Raw genomic sequence first — 20,881 nt, 5'->3', positions numbered from 1 at the left:
GGGGCCGCACGGTGGGCGGCGGCGCCCGGACCCTGGGCGTGGTCGGCCGCCTCGGCGGCGTCGGCGCCCGCCCCGAGGTGACCGGACTCAACCGTCCGTCGCACCACCTGCGAATCCGCTTACGGTCGTCCCGCTGCGAGTCGCCGATCAACGGCGGCCGTCCACAAGGGAGATCGGGGGTGTGCTCGTGCGGATCGGACTCCTCACGGACGGTGGTTATCCGTATGCGACCGGTGAGTCCAGACTCTGGTGCGACCGTCTGGTGCGCGGGCTGCCCCAGCACGAGTTCGACCTCTTCGCGCTGAGCCGCTCCGCCGACCAGGAGCGACGCGGCTGGGTCAGGCTTCCCGACCGCGTCGGCCGGGTGCGGACGGCCCCACTGTGGACGCACGAGGAGGACGCCTGGCACACCGGCCGTCCCCGGAGGCTGACGGGCCGGATCGCCACCGGTCTGGGGCGCGCGTACGGGCGGCGGGACAGGCGGCGCTTCACGGCGCATGTGACGGCGCTCGTCGGCGCGGTCTGCGCCGGTCAGGAGCCCGCACCCGGGGCCGGCAGGGCGGCCGGGTCCGCCCCCGGGCCCGAGCCCCTCGGCCAGGACACCGCGGCGGCCGACCTCTTCACCGAGGGCCTCTACGGCCTCGCCGAACTGGCCCAGGAGCACGGCGGACTGCACACGGCCCTGCGCTCCGAGGCGACCGTACGCATCGTGGAGTCGGCCTGCCGGGCACCCGGCACCGGGCGGACCGTCCACAGCGCCACCGTCCCCGACTACCTCGCCTTCGCGGCCGAGCTGGAGCGCGCGCTGCGCCCCCTCTCCCTCGACTGGTACGACGAGGACGGCCTCGGCGCGGTCGACCTCTGCCACGCGGCCTCCGGCGGAGCGGCCGCCCTGCCGGGGCTGCTGGCCAAACGCTTCTTCGGCGTGCCCCTGCTGGTGACCGAGCACGGTGTGCCGCTGCGGGCCCACTACCTGGCGGCGCCCGAGGCCCCGCTCGGCGCGCCGGTGCGCGCCCTCCTGGCCAACTTCCACGGCCTGCTCGCCTCCGAGGTGTACCGCCAGGCCGCCCTCATCACCCCCGGCAACACCCATGTGCGCCGCTGGCAGGAGCGGTTCGGGGCCGACCGGGACAAGCTGCGCACCGTCTACCCGGGCATGGAGGCGGAGCGCTTCGGGGCCGTCGGTGAGGGGGACGACGAGGGCGGGCCCGGCACGCTGGTGTGGATCGGGCGGATCGAGCCCGCCAAGGACCTGATCGCGCTGCTGCACGCCTTCGCCGAGGTCCACAGGGCCGAACCGGACGCCCGGCTGCGGATCTTCGGCGCCCCCGTCCAGGGCGGTGAGGGCGAGACGTATCTCGCCCGGTGCCAGGCGCTCGCCGCCCAGCTCTTCCCCGACGAGGCCGCGGACGCGCACGCCGTCGGCGCCAGCCCGGTCACCTTCGAGGAGATCGGCGGCCCCGAGGTGCCCGACCTCGCCGAGGCCTACGCGGCGGGCGGAGTCGTCGTCCTGTCGAGCGTCGTCGAGGGCTTCCCCATCAGCCTGGTCGAGGCGATGTTCTGCGGCAGGGCCACCGTCTCGACGGACGTCGGCGCCGTGGTCGAGGTCGTCGGCGGTACGGGACTGGTGGTGCCCCCGCGCAACCCGAAGGCGCTCGCCGACGCCTGTCTCGCGCTGCTGCGCGACCCCGAGCGCCGCGCGCGCCTGGGTGCGGCGGCCCGCGCCAGGGCACTGGAGCTCTTCACCGTCGAGCAGAACCTCACGGCATTTCGCGGCATTTACCTCGACCTGGTGGGCCAGGCCCCGGCCAGGTGGCCGGAACCGCAGGCCCCCCAGGACCCGGCCGGCCCGCCGCGCCCCTTCGCCACGCCGCCGGAAGCCCATGTGCTGGGCGGTCTGCCGCTGGAACCGGTCGCCTCCGGCGCGTCCAGGGTGCCGAGCTGGGCCATCGGCGCCGAGGGCGTGTGCGCGGGCGCACGCGGAGCGGGGGACGGCGATGCGTGACGACACGAGCGACCACGACCACGGAGGTGCCCCGATGGGCAGACCGACCGAAGCACCTTCCCCCGACGCCGGTCCAGGCGCACCCGAGGGGGAGCCGGGAACCGTACGGTCCGCCGTCAGGGCCCCCGAGATCGCCCATCACCCCGCCCGGCGGTCCGCCGCCCGGCGCGGCACGGCGGACCCGGTGAAGGTGCTGATGCACCGGCACCGCGACCTCTGCGAGCGCGCCGTCGACCCCCTGGAGATCGCCGCCGGCCTGGAGGCCCACGGGCTCACCGACCGGGCCGCCGCGCGCTACCGGCACCGTGACGTCTTCTCGCTCGCCGAGGAGCTCTACGCACGCGTCCCCGGCTCCGGCAGGGCCGCCCCAGGCGCCCGCGGACCGGAGCCGAGGCCGGAGTCCGGCACGGAGGCGCGGGCCGCGTGGACGCTGACCGCGCTGCTGCCCGGTGCCGCCTGCCTCGCCACCACCGGGGCGCTCCGGGCCACCGAGGGACTCCTCGGCGGGGAGGCCAGATGCGCGGTGACCGCCCTGGGAGCCCTGCTCGTCGTCCTCGGACTCCGGCTCTGCCTGCGCGGCGGCCCCCTGCGCGCCCCGGAGGGCACCGGCGGCATCACCCTCTACGTCTGCTGCCTCCTGGGATACGTCGTGTACGGCGACGACCTGCTCACCCAGGTCATCAGCGGAGGCCCCGACGGCAACTGGACCGCCGCGCCCGCCCCCCTCCTCGGTCTCGCCCTCGCCCTGGCCCCCGCCGCCTGGTGCGCCCACCTGTTCGCCGCCCACGCGCGGAGCAGGCTCGCCGGGTCCCACGCGCTCTCGGAATTCGGCGCCGGCGTACGCCCGCTGCTCTTCGGCGTACTCGCGCTCTTCCTCTGCGCGCTGGCCGCGCTGCTCCTCCTCGCCGGACTCGGCCACCCCGGCGAGGACGGTGCCCCGATGGTCACGGCCGCACCGCTCGCCCTCGGAGCACTCCTCTTCCTGGCCCGGCTGCTCGCCGTGCACGGCTTCCCGGAACCCGCCGCCACCGGACTCGCCGCCGCCTGCGCCGTCGAGGTCGCCGCTCCCTTCCTCGTCCTCGCCGGACGGCTGCCGGGCCTCGATCCCGTCGCCCGCCCGGTCGAGGCCGTCGTCGCCGCGGCCGGTCCCGGCGGCGTACCCGCCCTGGCCTGCGGCGCCGCCGCGCTGGGACTGCTGATCCACGCATCGGTCACCCTCACCCGGGCGTCCGCCCACGCCTCGGCGTAGCGGGCCCCTCCCCATCCCGCGGAGCCGACGCCGCGGGCTTCCCCTCCCGCCCACCCCTTTCCTCAAGGAGACACCGGACATGACCCCCCAATCCCTCTCACCGGCAGCACGCCGTCGGCACCGAGGGGGCGCGCGATGAGGGTTCTGCTGCTCGGAGCCAACGGATTCCTGGGCCGTTTCGTCGCCGACCGCCTGCTCGCCGACCCCGCCGTGCACCTCACGGCGCTCGGCCGCGGCGACGACGCCGACGTACGGTTCGACCTCGCGGGCGGCAGCCCCGGGGCGCTCACCCGCTTCCTGGACGCCGTCCACCCCGGGGTCGTCGTCAACTGCGCGGGTGCCACCCGGGGCGGTGCCCGCGACCTGACCCGCCACAACACCGTGGCCGTCGCGACGGTCTGCGAGGCCATGCGCCGCAGCGGATGCAGCCCGAGGCTCGTCCAGGTCGGCTGCGCGTCCGAATACGGGCCCTCCCAGCCAGGCTCGTCCACCGCCGAGGACGCCGTGCCCCGTCCGGGAGGTCCGTACGGCGTCAGCAAACTCGCCGCCACCGAGCTGGTGCTCGGCTCCGGTCTCGACGCGGTCGTGCTCCGGGTCTTCTCTCCCGTCGGGCCCGGCACCCCGGCGGGCTCCCCGCTCGGCAGGCTCGCCGAGACGATGCGCCGCGCCATGCAGTCCGGCGACCCCGAGCTCAAGCTCAGCGGCCTCGGTGTGCAGCGGGACTTCGTCGACGTACGCGATGTGGCGCGCGCCGTGCACGCCGCCTCGCTCTCCGCGGCCCAGGGTGTCGTGAACATCGGCACCGGCCGTGCCGTGCGGCTGCGGGACGCGGCGGCGGTCCTGGCCAGGGTCGCCGGATACGCGGGCGCGCTCCACGAGCTGGACACGCCCCCCGCCCGGCTCCCCATCGGTGCGCCCCGCGCCTCGACGGAGTCCGTCGTGGAGCACCTCGCCGCGACCCCCTCCCCGTACCCGGACGGCTGCGGCGCCTGGCAGCAGGCCGATGTCCGCACCGCACGGGACAGGCTCGGCTGGCGGCCCCGGATCAATCTGGAGGAGTCGCTCGCCGACATCTGGATGGAGGCGGCGTGCCGTATCTGAGCACCGGCTCCGTCCTGCGGACCGGCGCGGACGAGGGGCTCGGGGTCGGCGTGCCCGGCTACGCCCATCCGCTGCTCGCACCCACCGAATGGGACGGGCTCAACCGCCCGGGCACCCCCCTGCACTGGGCGGTGCTCAACATCGACAACGGGCCGGGCGCCCGCCCTGACCCGCACTGCCTGGAAGCGGCGGGCCGCCTCCGCAACGCCCGCGAGCGCGCCCTGCACGGGGAGGCACCCGACGACACCGTCAGGGCCTCCGGGGGGAGGCTGCTCGGCCACCTCGACCTGGCCCACGGAGACCGCCCCTTCGGGGAGCTGATCGCCGACGCGCAGGCCTACCTCGACTGGTACCGCGTCGGCGGCTTCTATCTGGACCGGTGCCCCGCCGAACGCGACCGGCTCCCCGCGGTCCGCCGGCTGACCAGCACCCTCGCCGCGCTCCTCGCCGACAGCGACAGCTCGGACGAGGAGGGCGGGCGGCTGGTCCTGGGCCACGGCACCCACCCCCACCCGGGGTACGCCGAGGCCGCCGACCAGCTGGTCACCTTCCGGGGGCCCTGGACCGACTACCGCTGGTCGCAGGTGGCCGAGTGGACGGCCGCGTACGAGCCGGGCCGCTTCGCGCACCTCGTCCACGGGGTCCCGCGCACCCATCTGGAGGAGGCCATGCGCATCGCACGCTGGCAGGGAGCGGGCACGATCTTCTTCACCGACCGGGACGGCACGAGGGGACAAAGCGACCCATTCGCGGCACTGCCCAGCTACTGGGACGAATTCGTCTCGCGGATCGGACCCGGTATCTCGGAATGAGAAGCGGCGTGGCAGTGTTACGGGAGAACAACCGTACGTAGATGAAGTACGTAGAAACCGACCACCTGCATTGTTGAGGTTCCTGTGTCGCTGCCACCCCTGGTCGAGCCGGCTGCCGAGCTCACCGTCGATGAGGTCCGCAGGTACTCCCGCCACCTGATCATCCCGGATGTCGGGATGGACGGACAGAAGCGGCTGAAGAACGCGAAGGTGCTCTGTGTCGGGGCCGGCGGTCTCGGCTCGCCGGCCCTGATGTACATGGCCGCGGCCGGTGTCGGCACGCTCGGTATCGTCGAGTTCGACGAGGTCGACGAGTCGAACCTGCAGCGCCAGGTCATCCACAGCCAGGCCGACATCGGCAAGTCCAAGGCCCAGTCGGCCAAGGAGACCGTGCAGGGGATCAACCCCCTGGTGAACGTCGTCCTTCACGAGGAGCGGCTCGAAGCCGACAACGTGATGGACATCTTCGCGCAGTACGACCTGATCGTGGACGGCACGGACAACTTCGCCACCCGCTATCTCGTCAACGACGCCGCGGTCCTGCTGAACAAGCCGTACGTCTGGGGCTCGATCTACCGCTTCGACGGCCAGGCGTCCGTCTTCTGGTCCGAGCATGGCCCCTGCTACCGCTGCCTCTACCCGGAGCCGCCGCCCCCCGGCATGGTTCCGTCCTGCGCCGAGGGCGGTGTCCTGGGCGTGCTCTGCGCGTCCATCGGCTCCATCCAGGTCAACGAGGCCATCAAGCTGCTCGCCGGTATCGGTGACCCGCTCGTCGGCCGTCTGATGATCTACGACGCGCTGGAGATGCAGTACCGCCAGGTCAAGGTCCGCAAGGACCCCGACTGCGCGGTCTGCGGCGAGAACCCGACCGTCACCGAGCTCATCGACTACGAGGCCTTCTGCGGCGTCGTGTCCGAGGAGGCCCAGGAGGCGGCAGCCGGCTCCACGATCACTCCCAAGCAGCTCAAGGAGTGGATCGACGCCGACGAGAAGATCGAGCTCATCGACGTCCGCGAGCCGAACGAGTACGAGATCGTCTCGATCCCCGGCTCCCGGCTGATCCCGAAGAACGAGTTCCTGATGGGCAACGCCCTCCAGGACCTCCCACAGGACAGGCGCATCGTCCTGAACTGCAAGACCGGTGTGCGCAGCGCCGAGGTCCTCGCGGTCCTCAAGTCGGCGGGCTTCGCCGACGCGGTGCACCTCGGCGGCGGGGTCATCGGCTGGGTCAACCAGATCGAGCCGGAGAAGCCGGTCTACTAGACCGCCGCACCGCGGTGTGACGTACCGACATCTGTGAAGGGGCCGGCTCCGGCGACGGGGCCGGCCCCTTCACGTGCCGGGACGGGGCTGCCGTGCTGCGGTCAGGAGCAGGTGCGTCCGTCCGCCGGGACCTTCCCCTCCAGGAAGTAGGCGTCGACGATCGAGGTCACGCACGGGCTCACGCCGTACGAACCGTGCCCCTCACCCTTGTTGGTCAGCATCACGCCGACCCCCTCACCCAGCTCGTCGGCCATCCGGCGGGCGCCCTCGTACGGTGTCGCGGGGTCGCCCGTGGTGCCGATGACGAGGACCGGGCCGGCGCCCGGCGCGCTCGCCTCCGGGGTGTCGTGTTCCCCCTCGACCGGCCAGTCCGCGCACCAGCCCGCCGTGTCCCACGCCAGGAACGGGCCGAAGACCGGTGAGAGCTTCCGGAACCCGGGGAGCAGGGCCCGGGCCTCGGCCGCCGTCGGTCTGGCCCTGGCGTCGGCACAGGAGATCGCCCGCTGGGAGTGGTTCTGGGTGTCGTAGTGCCCGCTGCCGTCCCGGCCGTTGTAGGCGTCGGCCAATTCCAGCAGACGGTCGCCCCTGCCGCTGTCCTCGGCCTCGTCGAGCGCGGCCGTCAGGGTGGGCCAGCCGCTCCTGGAGTAGAGGGGCTTCACGATGCCGATGACGGCCAGCGACTCGTTGAGCTCCCGGCCGGACGAGGTCGGCAGCGGATTCCTGTCGATCCGCTCCAGCAGGGCCGCGATGCGCCGGGTGCCGGCGGCGGGGTCCTGCCCGCGGTCCTTCAGGTAGTTCTCCAGGGCCCGCTGGAAGCCCGTCGCCTGGTTGCGTGCGTGGCCCACCGAGTCCGCCGTCGGGTCGACGACGGCGTCCAGCACCACTCTCCCCACCCTCCCGGGGAAGAGATGGGCGTAGGTCCCGCCGAGCTCCGTGCCGTACGAGATGCCGAAGTACGACAGCTTCTCGTCGCCGAGCGCCCTGCGGATCGCGTCCATGTCCCGGGCCGCGTTCGCCGTGCCGACGTGGGGGAGCACCGTCCCGGAGAGACGCGCGCAGCCGGCGCCGAAGTCCCTGCCGTCCGCGATGAACGCGGCCTCCTCCGCCGGTGTGTCCGGGGTCATGTCGACCTCGCGGTAGGCCGTCTCCTGGTCCTTGTCGCTCCGGCAGCGGACACCCGAGCTGGCGGCGACCCCGCGCGGGTCGAAGCCCACCAGGTCGTAGCGGGTGTTGAGCTGCCTGTACGAACCCGCTGCGCGCGGCAGGATGCCGACGCCGGAGCCGCCGGGCCCGCCGAAGTTGAAGAGCATCGAGCCGAGCCGCTCGCTCTTTCTCGTCGCGGACTTGCGGATCAGCGCGATGCCGATCGTCCTGCCCTCGGGGGCCGCGTGGTCCAGGGGCACGTCGAGGGTGGCGCACCGCCACCCGGGACCGGGCTCGGTGCCGCCCTCCGGGGCTTCGCAGCGCTTCCAGTCCAGCGCGGGCGGCGCCCCGGAGGCCTTCGAGGGCTGCCCGGACGCCTCCGAGGACTGCCCGGACGCCTTCGAGGACTCCTCGGACGCCCGGGGCGACGAGCCCTTGGACGACTGAGGGGGCGCCGGGCCGTCGTCGCACCCCGTGAGGACCGCGGTCACCAGCAGCAGGGCCGCTCCGGCCGTCGCCGCACCCGCGTGGGTCCTTCCGCGTACGCGCATGCGCGCTCCCTCCCCCCTGAGCCCGGCACCCGGAGCGGTCCGGGTGCCACCGACGCCGGTCACCTCTGTCCGGCCGTCCAACGAGCGGTCACTCGCAGACCGTTCCCGACTTCGGCACCTTTCCTTCCAGCAGATAGCCGTCCACGGCCCTCTGCACACAGGTGCTGCCGCTGTTGTACGCCCCATGTCCCTCACCCTTGTAGGTGAGCTCGATCCCGACACCCTTGCCGAGTTCGGCGGCCATCGCCTTCGCGCCGGCGTACGGCGTCGCGGGGTCCCCGGTGTTGCCGATGACCAGGATCGGGGCGGAGCCGGGCGCGCTCACGTCCGGGGTGTCCCAGGCACCCGCGACGGGCCAGCCGGTACAGGCCATCAGGCCCCAGCCCAGGTAGTCGCCGAAGACAGGGGAGGCCTCGCGGAACTCGGGGAGCGCCTTCCTGGTCTGCTCCAGGCTGAACCGCTCCTTGGAGTCGGCGCAGTTGATGGCGGTGTTGGCCGCGTTGGAGTTGTCGTAGTGGCCGTCCTCGGAGCGGCCGTTCAGCGAGTCGGCGAGTGCGAGCAGCAGCCCGCCGTTGTCACCGTCCGCCTCGTCGAGGCCCTGCTCGAGCAGCGGCCAGGTCTCCTCGGAGTAGAGGGCCGAGGCGATGCCCGTGGTGGCCTGGGTCTGCGTCAGCTCCCGTTCGCCGAGCCCGGGGACGGGCTTCTTCTCCAGCTTGGCGAGGAGGCCGGCGATCCACTCCTGGACCTCTTTCGAGGTGGCTCCGGGGAGCTTGCAGTCGTCGCGCTCCGCGCAGTCGGCGGTGAAGTTGTCCAGGGCCAGCTGGAAGCCCTCGGCCTGACCGAGCGAGGATTCGAGGGAGTTCTCCGTGGGGTCGACGACGGCGTCCAGGACGGCCCGGCCGACGTTCCGGGGGTACAGATGGGCGTAGACGCCGCCCAGCTCGGTGCCGTAGGAGATCCCGAAGTAGTTCAGCTTGTCGTCACCGAGTACCTGGCGGAGCAGGTCCATGTCCCGGGCCGCGTTCGTCGTGCCGACGAAGGGGAGCTCGTCCCCCGAGTTCTCCTCGCAGGCCGCGATGTAGGACTTCTGGTCCTCGGCGAACTGCTTCTCCTCCTCGGCGTCGTCCGGGGTGCCGTCCTGCTCGTAACGGGCGTCGAGCTCCGCGTCGTCCGCGCACTGGACGGCTTCGCTGCGGCCGACCCCGCGCGGGTCGAAGCTCACCAGGTCGTAACGGGTGCGCAGGGAGTCGTAGTCGGTGCCGAAGGACGGCAGCGTGGCGACGCCCGAGGCGCCCGGCCCGCCGAAGTTGAAGACGAGCGAGCCGATCCGCCGGTCCTGGTTCCTGGCAGGCGCGCGGATGAGGGCCAGTTCGATGGTCCGGCCGTCCGGGTCCGCGTAGTCGAGCGGTACGTCCATGAAGGAGCACTGCCAGGCGGCGCCGCCCGGCAGGGGTGTGGGGGCCGTGCCGCTGCCCTGAGCCGTGCTGGGGGCGGGGCAGGGCTGCCAGTCGAGCTTCTGGGAGGACAGTTCCTTCGAGGTGGCGGTGGGGGAGGCCGTCGAGGCGGTCGACGGCCTCGACCCCGTGCCCCCGTCGTCACCGTCGTCCGAACAGGCCGTCAGGGGCAGCAGCACCGTGGCGGTGGCGGCGAGGGCAGCGGCACGCAGGGCGGGGGAAGTCCTCATGACCCCATCGTGCGGCGGGGCACGAGGTGCCGCGCGGGGCGTGGGCCATGCGGGTGGAGCACCCTCGTGCAAGTGTTCGTGCGGTCCTCGGAGTCCCGTCCGGCCGTGTACCGGACGGGAGACCCGGCCGTGTACCGGACGGGAGACCCTAGAGCTCGCCCTTCCGGGTGAGCTGGTTGAAGCAGATCCAGCCGGGCAGCACCGGCAGCCAGAGGGTCATGACGCGGTACAGCAGGACCGCCGGAGCCGCGACCTCCTTGGGCAGGCCGACCGCGATCAGACCCAGGGTCAGCGCTCCCTCGACCGCGCCCATACCGCCGGGGGTGGGCGCCGCCGAACCGAGCGCGTTGCCCGCGAGGAAGACCACCGCGATGCTCGCGTAGCTGAGCTGCGGCACGTCCGGACCGCTGAACGCGCGGATCGAGGCGTCCAGGCAGAGCACGAACAGGCCGGTCAGCAGCAGCATGCCGCCGATGCCGGTGATCAGCTTCTGCGGGCGCTGCACCACGTCGAGCATGCGCGGCACGACGCCGGCGAACAGGGACCGCACCCGGGTGACGACGAACTTCCGCAGGAACGGGATCGCGGTGACCACCAGCACGAGCACGGCCACGGTGAGCAGCCCCGCGATGACCGTCCTGGAGGGGGTGAGCGAGTCCGGTGTCTTCTCCGTTCCCGTCAGATAGCCGAAGAGGGCGAGCAGCAGGATGTGGCAGCCGAGGCCGAACAGCTGGGACGCGCCGACGCTCGCGACCGCGAGACCAGGGCGCACTCCGGCGCGTTGCAGGAAGCGCGTGTTCAGCGCCACACCGCCGACCGCCGCCGGGGCCACGATCTTCACGAACGACCCGGCCACCTGCGCCAGCACGGTCTTCCCGAACGGCACCCGCTCCGGCACGAAGCCCAGCAGGCTCATGGCCGCGGCGACGTAGCTCAGGGCCGAGAAGCCCAGCGCCGCCGCCACCCAGCCCCACTCCGCCTGCTCCACGACCGTGCCGAAGTCGGCCTCGGTGACCTGCGAGATCAGGAAGTAGGCGGCGATGGAACCGGCGATGAAGCTGAAGAGGGTCCGCGGCTTGATGCGTTCCAGACGCACCGGCTCGACCGGCGCCTGCGGCCTGATCAGCAGCACCTCGCGGCGGATCTGGGCCAGCATGTCCTCCTCGCGGGCCTCTTCAAGGGCGTCGTCCATCGCCCGCTTCTCTGCCTGCTTCTCCGTGCGCAGCGACTTGCGGGCGGCCTTGCGGTCGTTGGCTGCCGCGGCTTCGTGCTCCTCGGCCTTGGCCTGCTTCGCCGCCTGCGAGGCCTCCAGCACCGCCTCGCGCTCGCGCTGCGAACGCTCCCGGGCGAGTCTGCGCAGCGTCGCCCGCGTGGAGCGGCTCAGCGCGATCGGCTGGAGCAGCGGCAGGCAGTCGGCGACGGCATCCGGCCCGAGCACGGCGAGAGCCCCGGCGACGGCCCGCTCGGCGCCCACGCGCAGACCGGTGGTGGTGAGCAGCTGGGCGACGTCCATACGCAGGATCAGGTCGCCCGCCGCGATCTCCCCGCCGCGCAGATCCGTCACGAACACCGTGCCGGAACGGTCGACCAGGATGGCGTCGCCGGTCAGCCTGCGATGCGCGATCCGCCGCGACTGGAGGGCCCGCACCTGACGCCAGGCGCCCCGCACCAGCTCGTCGGTGATCTCCTCGTCCTCCATGGCGTCCAGCGAGCGCCCGCCGATGTGCTCGTACACGAGCATCACGGCGTCGGGGCCGAGCTCGGACGTGGCGATCAGCTTGGGGGCGTTGGCCCCGGCGGCGATCGCGGCGTACGCGAGGAGCGCCTCCTGCTCCAGTGCCTGCCGCAGCGACTGGATGGAGCGGCGCTGGGTGATGCTGCGCAGGGTGAGCCTGCGCCACACCCGGTAGAAGAAGCCCTGGGCCTGCTGTTCACGGTCGACGACCGTCACGTCCAGCGGTGGGCCGTCCTCCAGGGTGACCAGATAGCGGCGGCCCCGGTCGCTCTGGTCGATGCTTTCGTGAGTGTCCTCGGTGCGCATCGCGGCGACCGGGCGGAAGCCGACGTGACGCAGACCGGCCATCAGATGCTGACCGGTCGGGCGTACGTTCGGCGAGCCGACCGCGTACAGCGTGCCGTACGCCACGGTCCAGCCGATCAGCACGGTGAGGACGATCGAGAACGGCGTGGTGTAGCCGCCGACCAGCATCGCGAACGCGTCCAGGAGCAGCACCACCCACAGCACGACCCGCCAGCGGGGTCTGCGGGCCATCCCGACCGCCGTCATATAGGCGATCACGGGTGCGAGATAGCCGTGCACGGGGTCGGTCAGCGCGTCCCCCGGCTGGGGCTGGGTCAGCGCCTCCCGGATGGTCCCGGGTGCCGACCGGGCCACCCAGAGGTCGGTGGCGAGGGTCACACCGTGGGCGAGCACGGCGGCGAGCACCCCGTCCGCGATCCGCAGCCCGTCGCGTTTGACCAGGCGCTCGATCGCGAAGGCGACCGGCACGAGGAGCACCGCGATGCTCGACACCAGACCGGCGAGCTTGATCAGCAGATCGGGCGCCTGGTCGGTGCCCTTGGAGATGTCGTCCTCGAGACCGGTGGTGGTGCCCTGGGCGAAGGCGGCGATGGAGAAGAGCAGAGCGATCGCGAGGACACCGACGAGGAGCCGCAGCAGATCCGACGGACGGTGCACCCGGGCGGGCAGGAGCGGCTCGTCGCCCGAGACGCGGTCGCTCAGCGCGGCGTCGGCCGACGCGAGCGTCGAGCCCGCCAGGGGCTCGGTGCCCGGCTCGGGCGTCTCCTTCGCCGGCTCCGGGGCGCCGGGCGCGTCCGGGCGTTCCGAAGCGTCGGGCGCGTCCGGGGTGCCGGGTGCGTCCGGGCGCGGCTCGGCGTCAGAGGCGTCCGCCGCCTTCGGTGGCTGCACGCCCTGCTCCTTCGCCTCTGATGGATCTTCGTGTTCTCGTATCACCGGTCACCGCCCGCATGATGGTGGCACGGCCAGCGGACAGAGAGGGGCATCAGGGTGCATGGCACGAGCGCGATGCGCAACATACGCGGCTTCGCCCCGGCTTGCACGCTCTGTGACCAGGCCGAGATCTGGCCCTCCCGGCTGTCGGTGGCGTACGGCAGGATGTGACGGATGAGCGAAGACCGGACGAGGGACGACAGGACCGGTGCCGCGCCCGCCACCCCCGAGGCCCCCGAGCTGCCCGTCTACGCGGAACGCGTCCTGGACGTGGCGGACCTGATCCCGCCCGGCCGCGTCATGACGTACGGGGACATCGCGGAGTGGCTGGACGACGGCGGGCCGAGGCAGGTCGGCCGGGTGATGGCGCTGTACGGCTCCGCGGCCCCCTGGTGGCGAGTGGTGCGGTCCGACGGGACGCTGCTGCCGGGCCATGAACTGCGGGCGCTGGACCACTACCGCGAGGAGGGCACCCCGCTCCGGGCCGCCCCGCCCGGCGCGGACGGGCACGTACCGCGCCTCGACATGAAGCGGGCCAGGTGGGACGGCGTGACCGGTGGTCCGGACGCGGGCGAGGAAGCTCACACCTGACAGCTTCCGCCATCCGGCCCCGGCGGGACGGGCGCCGGGCCGATGGGAAAGCGGGCGTGCCACGGGGCGCGCAGGTGACAAGGGACGCGTCCGTGCCACGGGGCGCGCAGGTGACGGGGGACGCATCCACGTCATGGGGCGCACGTGTGACACGGGGCGCACCCACGTCATGGGGCGCACATGTGACGGGCGACGCGGCCCATAGCCTGCTTTCCGCCCCGCCGCTGGCGTAGCGTCGTCCACACGCGGCACGCTCCGCTCCCCCTTCCGTTCCGTCATCGTCAGGCCGTCTCCACGAGGCCGTAACCGACCGGCCGTCGTGATGAGGCCGACGGCCGTCGTCACGCGGCCGTACGGCCCGCCTCAGCGGGCCGGCCACCGAGCAGACCGAGTACACCCACCAGGACCGGCGACCCACGTGAGCTCCTCCTCCACCACCCGGAACAGCCCGCACCGTCAGACACGGCGGCGGGCCCCGGGCGCGTACCGGCTGGTGCGCACGCCGCCCGGCTCCGTGGACCCCCCTCTCCTGGACGCGCCGCAGCGCGCGGTGGTTGACCACGGGGACGGCCCGCTGCTGGTCCTCGCCGGGCCGGGCACCGGCAAGACCACGACCCTGGTCGAGGCGGTCGCGCGGCGCGTGGCCGACGGCACCGATCCGGCCCGCATCCTCGTCCTCACCTTCAGCCGCAAGGCGGCGGTCGAGCTGCGCGACCGGATGGCCGCCCGGCTCGGCGGGCCCAGAGGCCCGCAGGCCACCACCTTCCACTCGTACTGCTACGCCCTGGTCCGCGCCCACCAGGACGCCGACCTGTTCGCCGATCCGCTGCGTCTGCTCTCCGGCCCCGAGCAGGACGTCACCGTCCGTGAGCTCCTCGCGGGGCAGCTCGGCCTGGAGCAGTCGGGGCTGGCCCATGTCCGCTGGCCCGACGAACTGCGTGCCTGCCTGACCACCCGGGGCTTCGCGGACGAGGTGCGCGCGGTGCTGGCCCGCAGCCGGGAGCTCGGCCTCGGGCCCGACGCGCTGGGCGCCTTCGCCCGGCGCACCGGCCGCCCGGACTGGAGCGCCGCGGCGCAGTTCCTCGCCGAGTACCTGGACGTCCTCGACGCCCAGGGGGTCCTCGACTACGCGGAACTGGTCCACCGCGCGGTCCTGCTCGCCGAGCGGCCCGAGGTCGCGGAAGTGCTGGCCCGGAGCTACGACGTGGTCCTCGTCGACGAGTACCAGGACACCGACCCGGCCCAGGTGCGGCTGCTGCACGCGCTGGCCGGGAACCGGGGGAGCGGCGCGCCGGGCAGCGGCGGGGGGCGCACGCTGATCGCCTTCGGCGACCCCGACCAGTCGATCTACGCCTTCCGGGGCGCCGATGTGAACGGCATCCTCGACTTCCCCGACGTCTTCCGCCGCGCCGACGGCGCGCCCGCCCCCGTCGGGGTCCTCACCACCTCACGCCGCTCCGGCGCCGGGCTGCTCGAAGCGACCCGGCTGCTCACCCGCCGGATGCCGCTCACCCGGCTGCCCTCGGCCAAGGTCCGGGCCCATCGGGAGCTGTCCGCCGTGCGCGAGGGCGGCCGGGTCGAGGCGTACACCTATCCGACGGCCTCCACCGAGCTGGAGAACATCGCCGATCTGCTCCGGCGCGCGCATCTGGAGGAGGGCGTGCCGTGGAGGGACATGGCGGTCCTCGTGCGCGCCGGCGGCCGTTCGATCCCCGCCGTGCGCCGGGCGCTCACCTCGGCCGGTGTGCCCCTGGAGGTGGACGGCGACGATCTTCCGCTGCGCCACGAGCCCGCGGTGGCCCCGCTGCTGACCGCGCTGCGCACCGTGGCCACCGCCGCGCTGCACCGTGCAGGGGCCGACGAGCAGGAGGGCGGGGACGACGACCAGGAGTACGGCGACCCCGACCAGCAGTACGGGGACCACGACCAGGAAGGCGGGGACGACGACAGGAGTGAGGGGGCGGCGCCCGGCGCGCTCGGCACCGAGACCGCCCTCGCCCTCCTCGCCTCGCCGCTCGGCTCCATGGACGCCGCCGATCTGCGCCGTCTCGGCCGTGCCCTGCGCGACGAGGAGCGGGCCGCCGGGCACCGCGTACCGCCGCCCTCCGACGAGCTCCTGGCCCGGGCGCTCGCCGAGCCCGAGCGGCTGGTCACGCACGATCCGGCGTACGCCCGCGGAGCCCAGCGTCTCGGCGCGCTCCTGCGCAAGGCCACCGAACTCCTGGCGGGCGGCGGCACCGCCGAGGAGGCGCTGTGGACCCTGTGGAACGGCACCCCCTGGCCCGGCCGGCTGGAGCGGGCCGCGCTGCGCGGCGGCGCCGGCGGCCGGAACGCAGACCGGGACCTCGACGCCGTGTGCGCCCTCTTCGACACCGCCGCACGCGCCGAGGAACGCACCGGGGGGCGCGGCGCGCTCAACTTCCTGGAGGAGATCGACGCCCAGGACATCGCCGCCGACACCCTCTCGCGGCGCGCCGTGCGCCCCGACGCCGTACGCCTGATGACCGCGCACCGCTCCAAGGGCCTGGAGTGGCCCCTGGTGGTCGTCGCCGGTGTGCAGGAAGGGCTCTGGCCCGACCTGCGCAGGCGCGGATCGCTCCTGGAGGCGGACCGGATCGGCCGCGACGGCCTCGCCGAACCGCTCACCCCCGGGGCGCTCCTGGCCGAGGAGCGCCGCCTCTTCTACGTCGCCGCGACCCGCGCCCGTGAACGGCTCGTCGTCACCGCGGTCAAGGCCCCCGCCGACGACGGCGACCAGCCGTCCCGCTTCCTCACCGAACTGGGCGCCGAGCCCAGGGACGTCACCGGCCGCCCCCGGCGCCCGCTCGCGGTCGCGGCGCTCGTCGCCGAGCTCCGCGCCACGACCGTCGACCCCGCCGCGTCCGAGGCGCTGCGCGACGCCGCCGCGCACCGGCTCGCCCGGCTCGCCGCGCTCACCGACGACGAGGGCCAGCCGCTGGTGCCCGCGGCCCATCCGCACCGCTGGTGGGGGCTGAACGAGCCGACCCGCTCCGCGGTCCCGCTGCGCGACCGGGACCGCCCCGTCACGCTCTCCGGGAGCGCGCTCGACCAGCTCGCCAACACCTGTGCCCTCCAGTGGTTCCTGGGCCGCGAGGTCAAGGCCGACGCCCCCGCGACGGCGGCACAGGGCTTCGGCAACGTGGTCCACGTACTCGCCGACGAGGTGGCCTCGGGGCGTACCGCCGCCGACCTCGACGTCCTCATGGAACGCCTGGACTCCGTATGGGACGGCCTGGTCTTCGACGCGCCCTGGAAGTCGCACCAGGAGAAGGACCAGGCGCGCGCCGCCCTGGAGCGTTTTCTGCGCTGGCATGTCATGGACCGCGCCGGGCGTACTCCCGCCGCGAGCGAGCACGACTTCGACGTCACCCTCGAAGCCGGCGAGTACGCCGTGCGCATCCGGGGCTCGATGGACCGGGTCGAACAGGACACCGAGGGCCGGGCGTACGTCGTCGACTTCAAGACCGGCAAGAGCGCGCCCGCCAAGGACGAGGTGGCCTCCCACCCTCAGCTCGCCGTGTACCAGCTGGCGGTCAGGGAAGGGGCCGTCGACGACGTCTTCGACGGCCGCCGGCCCGAACCGGGGGGTGCCGAACTCGTCCAGCTGCGGCAGCCCGCCCCGAAGAAGGAGGGCGGCGACACCCTTCCCAAGGTGCAGGCCCAGGAACCCCTGTCGGGCGAGTGGGTCTCCGACCTGCTCGCGACGGCGGCGGGCCGGGTCCTGGACGAGCGGTTCACCCCCACGACGGGAACCCACTGCACGCACTGCGCCTTCAAGGCGTCGTGCAGCGCGCAGCCCGAGGGCAGTCAGATCATCGAATGAACGCCCTGACGGATTCGGTGCCGGAGGGCGTTGTCGGTGCCTCCGGTTAGCCTCTCTGGAGTGTCCTCCCGTATCACCGATCCCGAGCAGCTCAAGGAGCTCCTCGGGATTCCCTTCACCCCGGAGCAGACGGCCTGCATCACCGCGCCGCCCGCCCCGCAGGTGATCGTGGCCGGAGCCGGCTCGGGGAAGACCACGGTGATGGCCGCCCGGGTGGTGTGGCTGGTGGGGACCGGCCAGGTCGCCCCGGAGCAGGTCCTCGGGCTGACCTTCACGAACAAGGCCGCGGGTGAGCTGGCCGAGCGCGTCCGCAAGGCACTCGTCGCGGCCGGGGTCACCGATCCGGACGTCATCGATCCGGACAACCCTCCGGGCGAGCCGAGCATCTCCACCTACCACGCCTTCGCCGGCCGGCTCCTCACCGAGCACGGCCTGCGCATCGGCCTCGAACCCACCACCCGCCTCCTCGCCGACGCCACGCGCTACCAGCTCGCCGCCCGGGTGCTGCGCGAGGCCCCCGGCCCCTACCCCGCGCTGACCAGGTCCTTCCCCACCCTCGTCAGCGACCTGCTGGCCCTGGACGCCGAGCTCGCCGAGCACCTCGTGGGGCCCGACCAGCTCGCGGAGTACGACACCGAGCTGCTCCACGCCCTGGAGACGGCCCGGCTCACCAACGCCGAGCTGCGCAAGATCCCGGAGGCGGCCGGAGCCCGCCGCGAGCTCCTCGGACTGACCCGGCGCTACCGCGACGCGAAGCGCGGCCGTGACCTCCTCGACTTCGGCGACCAGATCGCCCTCTCCGCGGAGCTGGCCCTCACCCGGCCCGAGGTCGGGGCGATCCTGCGCGACGAGTTCCGGGTCGTCCTGCTCGACGAGTACCAGGACACCTCCGTGGCCCAGCGGCGGCTGCTGGCCGCGCTCTTCGGCGGAGGAGGCGGCAGTGGCACGACGGGCCACGCCGTCACCGCGGTCGGCGACCCCTGCCAGGCGATCTACGGCTGGCGCGGCGCGTCCGTGGCCAACCTCGACGACTTCCCCCGGCACTTCCCGCACGCCGACGGCACACCCGCCACCCGCTACTCCCTCAGCGAGAACCGCCGCAGCGGCGGCCGTCTCCTCCACCTCGCCAACGGCCTCGCCGAGCCCCTGCGCGCCATGCACGAAGGCGTCGAGGCACTGCGCCCCGCCCCCGGAGCGGAGAGGGACGGCACGGTCCGCTGCGCCCTCCTGCGCACGCACGCCGAGGAGATCGAGTGGCTCGGCGACTCGCTCGCCCACCTCGTGCGCACCGGCACGGCGCCCGGGGAGATCGCCGTGCTCTGCCGGACCGCGGGCGACTTCCCCCGGATCCAGGCCGCGCTCGTCGCCCGGGACATCCCGGTCGAGGTCGTCGGCCTGTCCGGACTGCTGCACCTGCCCGAGGTCGCCGACCTCGTCGCCGTCTGCGAGGTCCTCCAGGACCCCGGGGCCAACGCCTCCCTGGTCCGGCTGCTCACCGGCCCCCGCTGGCGCATCGGCCCCCGCGACCTCGCCCTCCTGGGACGCCGGGCCCGCCTCCTCGTCCACCGTTCCACCGCGGGTGACGACGCCGACCCGGATCTGCGTCTGGCCGAGGCCGTCGAGGGCACCGACCCGGCCGAGGTGATCTCGCTCGCCGACGCCCTCGACACCTTCCTGGAGTCCGGCGGGGCCGAGGACGACCAGCTGCCGTTCTCCGCCGAGGCGCGCGTCCGCTTCGCCCGCCTCGCCACCGAACTGCGCGACCTGCGCCGCTCGCTGGCCGACCCCCTCATGGACGTACTGCACCGCGTCCTCGCCACCACCGGCCTCGAAGTGGAGCTCTCCGCGTCGCCGCACGCCCTGGCCGCCCGGCGCCGCGAGACCCTGGCCAACTTCCTGGACGTCGCGGCCGGGTTCGCCGCCGTGGACGGGGACGCGACCCTGCTCGCCTTCCTCGGCTTCCTGCGTACCGCCGCGCAGTACGAGAAGGGCCTGGACAACGCCCTGCCCGGCGGTGAGAACACCGTGAAGGTCCTCACCGCCCACAAGTCCAAGGGCCTGGAGTGGGACGTCGTCGCGGTCCCCGGCCTCGTCACCGGCCAGTTCCCCAGCGCGCGGAGCCGGGAGGCGTGGACGTCGCAGCCGCAGGTCCTGCCGCACGCCCTGCGCGGCGACACGGCCACGCTGCCCGCCCTGGACGCCTTCGACGCCAAGGGCCTCAAGGCGTTCAAGGAGGAGATGAAGGAGCACCAGCACACCGAGGAACTCCGCCTCGGCTACGTCACCTTCACCCGCCCCCGCAGTCTGCTCCTCGGCTCGGGCCACTGGTGGGGCCCGTCCCAGAAGAAGCCGAGGGGCCCGTCGGCCTTCCTGGACGCGCTGTACGAGCACTGCGCGGCCGGACACGGCGAGATCGAGGTCTGGGCGGACGAACCGGAGGAGGACGAGGAGAACCCGGCGCTCCAGGAGAAGGACGCCGACCAGGCATGGCCCCTCCCGCTGGACGACACCGCCATGGCCCGCCGCCGCGCCGCCCGGGACACGGTCCTGGCCCACCTGGAGACCCTGGCGGCCGCGCCCGTACCGGATGTGTACGAGGACCCGGCGCACGCCACCGGGCCGCCGCAGCCCACCTACGAGCCGTACGACGAGGAGCCTCCGTACGACGGGGAGCCTCCGTACGGGGACGAGCCTGTGTACGGGCACGAGCCTCTGCACGCCGACGAGGAGCCCGCCTACGACGAGGCCGACGCCCCGTACGACGACCCGTTCCCGGACGGCGCCCCGTTCCCCGACGGCGCCCCGTTCCCCGACGGCGGTCCGGTCCGGGCCGGTGGTCCGTCCCCTGCCGTCGGCGGCCCGTTCTCCTTCGGCGGCCCGGCTCCGGGAGGAGACCCGCGCCCCGGTGCCCCGGTGCCGCACGTACCCGCAGCCCGTGCCCCGGCGGACGCGGACCTCACCCCGGAGGAGTCCCGCACCCTCGCCTCCTGGGACCGCGATCTCGACGCCCTCGCCGGTGAGCTGCGCCGCGCCCGCGCCACCGTGCGGGACGTCGTCGTGCCCGCGACGCTCTCCGCCACCCAGCTGCTGCACCTCGCCGACGACCCGGAGGGCTTCGCGCGGGAGCTCGCCCGCCCCATGCCCAGGCCCCCGCAGCCCGCCGCACGCCGGGGGACCCGCTTCCACGCCTGGGTGGAGTCCAGGTTCGAGGAACTGCCGCTGCCCATGCTCGGCCCGGACGAGCTCCCGGGGGGCGACGAGAGCGACGCGGAGATCGCCGACGAACGCGACCTCGCCGAGCTCAAGGAGGCCTTCGAGCGCACCGCGTACGCCCGGCGCACTCCGTACCGCGTCGAGACCCCGTTCCAGATCGCGCTCGGGGGCCGGGTCATCCGGGGCCGGATCGACGCGGTCTACCGCACGGGGGACACGTACGAGATCGTCGACTGGAAGACCACCAGGCACCGCACGGCCGACCCGCTCCAGCTCGCCGTCTACCGGCTGGCCTGGGCCGAGCTGCACGGTCTGCCGCTGGACTCGGTGACCGCGACCTTCCTCTACGTACGCACCGGGGAGACCGTCCGCCCCACCGGTCTGCCGGGCCGGGAGGAGCTGGAGAAGCTCCTGCTGGACGAGCCACCTCCACGAGGCCGATAGGCTCATAAGC

The 20,881-nt window shown here is 73.7% G+C and carries 12 protein-coding genes; 9 read left to right on the top strand and 3 right to left on the bottom strand.

The window, feature by feature from the left end:
• Positions 1-11 precede the first annotated feature (11 nt).
• The 6 genes from ACWCQM_RS02910 to moeZ all read left to right on the top strand — a co-directional run bounded on the left by ACWCQM_RS02910 (position 12) and on the right by moeZ (position 6,430).
• Positions 12-305, top strand: a complete 294-nt coding sequence (locus ACWCQM_RS02910) for a hypothetical protein (protein ID WP_450913639.1) — start codon at positions 12-14, stop codon at positions 303-305.
• The gene (locus tag ACWCQM_RS02905) at positions 188-2,005 is read left to right on the top strand and encodes a DUF3492 domain-containing protein (RefSeq protein ID WP_450913584.1); all 1,818 of its coding nucleotides are present in this window, start codon (positions 188-190) and stop codon (positions 2,003-2,005) included. Before ACWCQM_RS02910 ends, ACWCQM_RS02905 begins: the two co-directional genes overlap by 118 nt.
• A 34-nt stretch (positions 2,006-2,039) precedes the next feature.
• Positions 2,040-3,254 (top strand): hypothetical protein, encoded by a 1,215-nt coding sequence (locus ACWCQM_RS02900; RefSeq protein ID WP_450913583.1) that lies wholly within the window; start codon positions 2,040-2,042, stop codon positions 3,252-3,254.
• A gap of 135 nt (positions 3,255-3,389) precedes the next feature.
• Positions 3,390-4,355 (top strand): NAD-dependent epimerase/dehydratase family protein, encoded by a 966-nt coding sequence (locus tag ACWCQM_RS02895; protein ID WP_073744973.1) that lies wholly within the window; start codon positions 3,390-3,392, stop codon positions 4,353-4,355.
• Positions 4,343-5,167 (top strand): spherulation-specific family 4 protein, encoded by an 825-nt coding sequence (locus ACWCQM_RS02890; protein WP_450913582.1) that lies wholly within the window; start codon positions 4,343-4,345, stop codon positions 5,165-5,167. Before ACWCQM_RS02895 ends, ACWCQM_RS02890 begins: the two co-directional genes overlap by 13 nt.
• A gap of 84 nt (positions 5,168-5,251) precedes the next feature.
• A complete protein-coding gene (gene moeZ, locus ACWCQM_RS02885) occupies positions 5,252-6,430 on the top strand; it encodes an adenylyltransferase/sulfurtransferase MoeZ (protein ID WP_450913581.1) in 1,179 nt (392 codons plus the stop codon).
• A gap of 101 nt (positions 6,431-6,531) precedes the next feature.
• Here the strand turns inward: moeZ and ACWCQM_RS02880 are convergent, their stop codons facing one another.
• The 3 genes from ACWCQM_RS02880 to ACWCQM_RS02870 all read right to left on the bottom strand — a co-directional run bounded on the left by ACWCQM_RS02880 (position 6,532) and on the right by ACWCQM_RS02870 (position 12,737).
• A complete protein-coding gene (locus ACWCQM_RS02880; RefSeq protein ID WP_450913580.1) occupies positions 6,532-8,124 on the bottom strand; it encodes an alpha/beta hydrolase in 1,593 nt (530 codons plus the stop codon).
• 88 nt (positions 8,125-8,212) lie between these two features.
• The gene (locus tag ACWCQM_RS02875; RefSeq protein WP_450913579.1) at positions 8,213-9,808 is read right to left on the bottom strand and encodes an alpha/beta hydrolase; all 1,596 of its coding nucleotides are present in this window, start codon (positions 9,806-9,808) and stop codon (positions 8,213-8,215) included.
• A 148-nt stretch (positions 9,809-9,956) separates the two neighbouring features.
• Positions 9,957-12,737 carry a lysylphosphatidylglycerol synthase domain-containing protein gene (locus ACWCQM_RS02870; protein WP_450913578.1) on the bottom strand — a complete coding sequence of 927 codons (2,781 nt, stop codon included), beginning with the start codon at positions 12,735-12,737 and terminating at the stop codon, positions 9,957-9,959.
• Between the two features lie 216 nt (positions 12,738-12,953).
• Here ACWCQM_RS02870 and ACWCQM_RS02865 point away from each other — a divergent pair, with 216 nt between their 5' ends.
• The 3 genes from ACWCQM_RS02865 (at position 12,954) to ACWCQM_RS02855 (ending at position 20,871) form a co-directional block, all read left to right on the top strand.
• Positions 12,954-13,370, top strand: a complete 417-nt coding sequence (locus ACWCQM_RS02865; RefSeq protein WP_450913577.1) for an MGMT family protein — start codon at positions 12,954-12,956, stop codon at positions 13,368-13,370.
• 418 nt (positions 13,371-13,788) lie between these two features.
• Positions 13,789-17,214, top strand: coding sequence for an ATP-dependent helicase (locus ACWCQM_RS02860; protein ID WP_450913576.1), 3,426 nt, complete (start codon positions 13,789-13,791; stop codon positions 17,212-17,214).
• 60 nt (positions 17,215-17,274) lie between these two features.
• Positions 17,275-20,871: a UvrD-helicase domain-containing protein gene (locus ACWCQM_RS02855; RefSeq protein WP_450913575.1), complete on the top strand. Its 3,597-nt coding sequence runs from the start codon at positions 17,275-17,277 to the stop codon at positions 20,869-20,871.
• The last annotated feature ends 10 nt before the right edge of the window (positions 20,872-20,881 follow it).

This window comes from Streptomyces sp. NPDC002125, assembly GCF_053593715.1.
This window is presented reverse-complemented; position numbering and strand designations above follow the sequence as displayed.

Bases quoted from the DNA above. Each gene is read 5' to 3' on its own strand.
- ACWCQM_RS02900 (WP_450913583.1), top strand. From the start codon at position 2,040: ATGGGCAGACCGACCGAAGCACCTTCCCCCGACGCCGGTCCAGGCGCA.
- ACWCQM_RS02875 (WP_450913579.1), bottom strand. From the start codon at position 9,808: ATGAGGACTTCCCCCGCCCTGCGTGCCGCTGCCCTCGCCGCCACCGCC.
- ACWCQM_RS02865 (WP_450913577.1), top strand. From the start codon at position 12,954: ATGAGCGAAGACCGGACGAGGGACGACAGGACCGGTGCCGCGCCCGCC.
- ACWCQM_RS02880 (WP_450913580.1), bottom strand. From the start codon at position 8,124: ATGCGCGTACGCGGAAGGACCCACGCGGGTGCGGCGACGGCCGGAGCG.
- ACWCQM_RS02895 (WP_073744973.1), top strand. From the start codon at position 3,390: ATGAGGGTTCTGCTGCTCGGAGCCAACGGATTCCTGGGCCGTTTCGTC.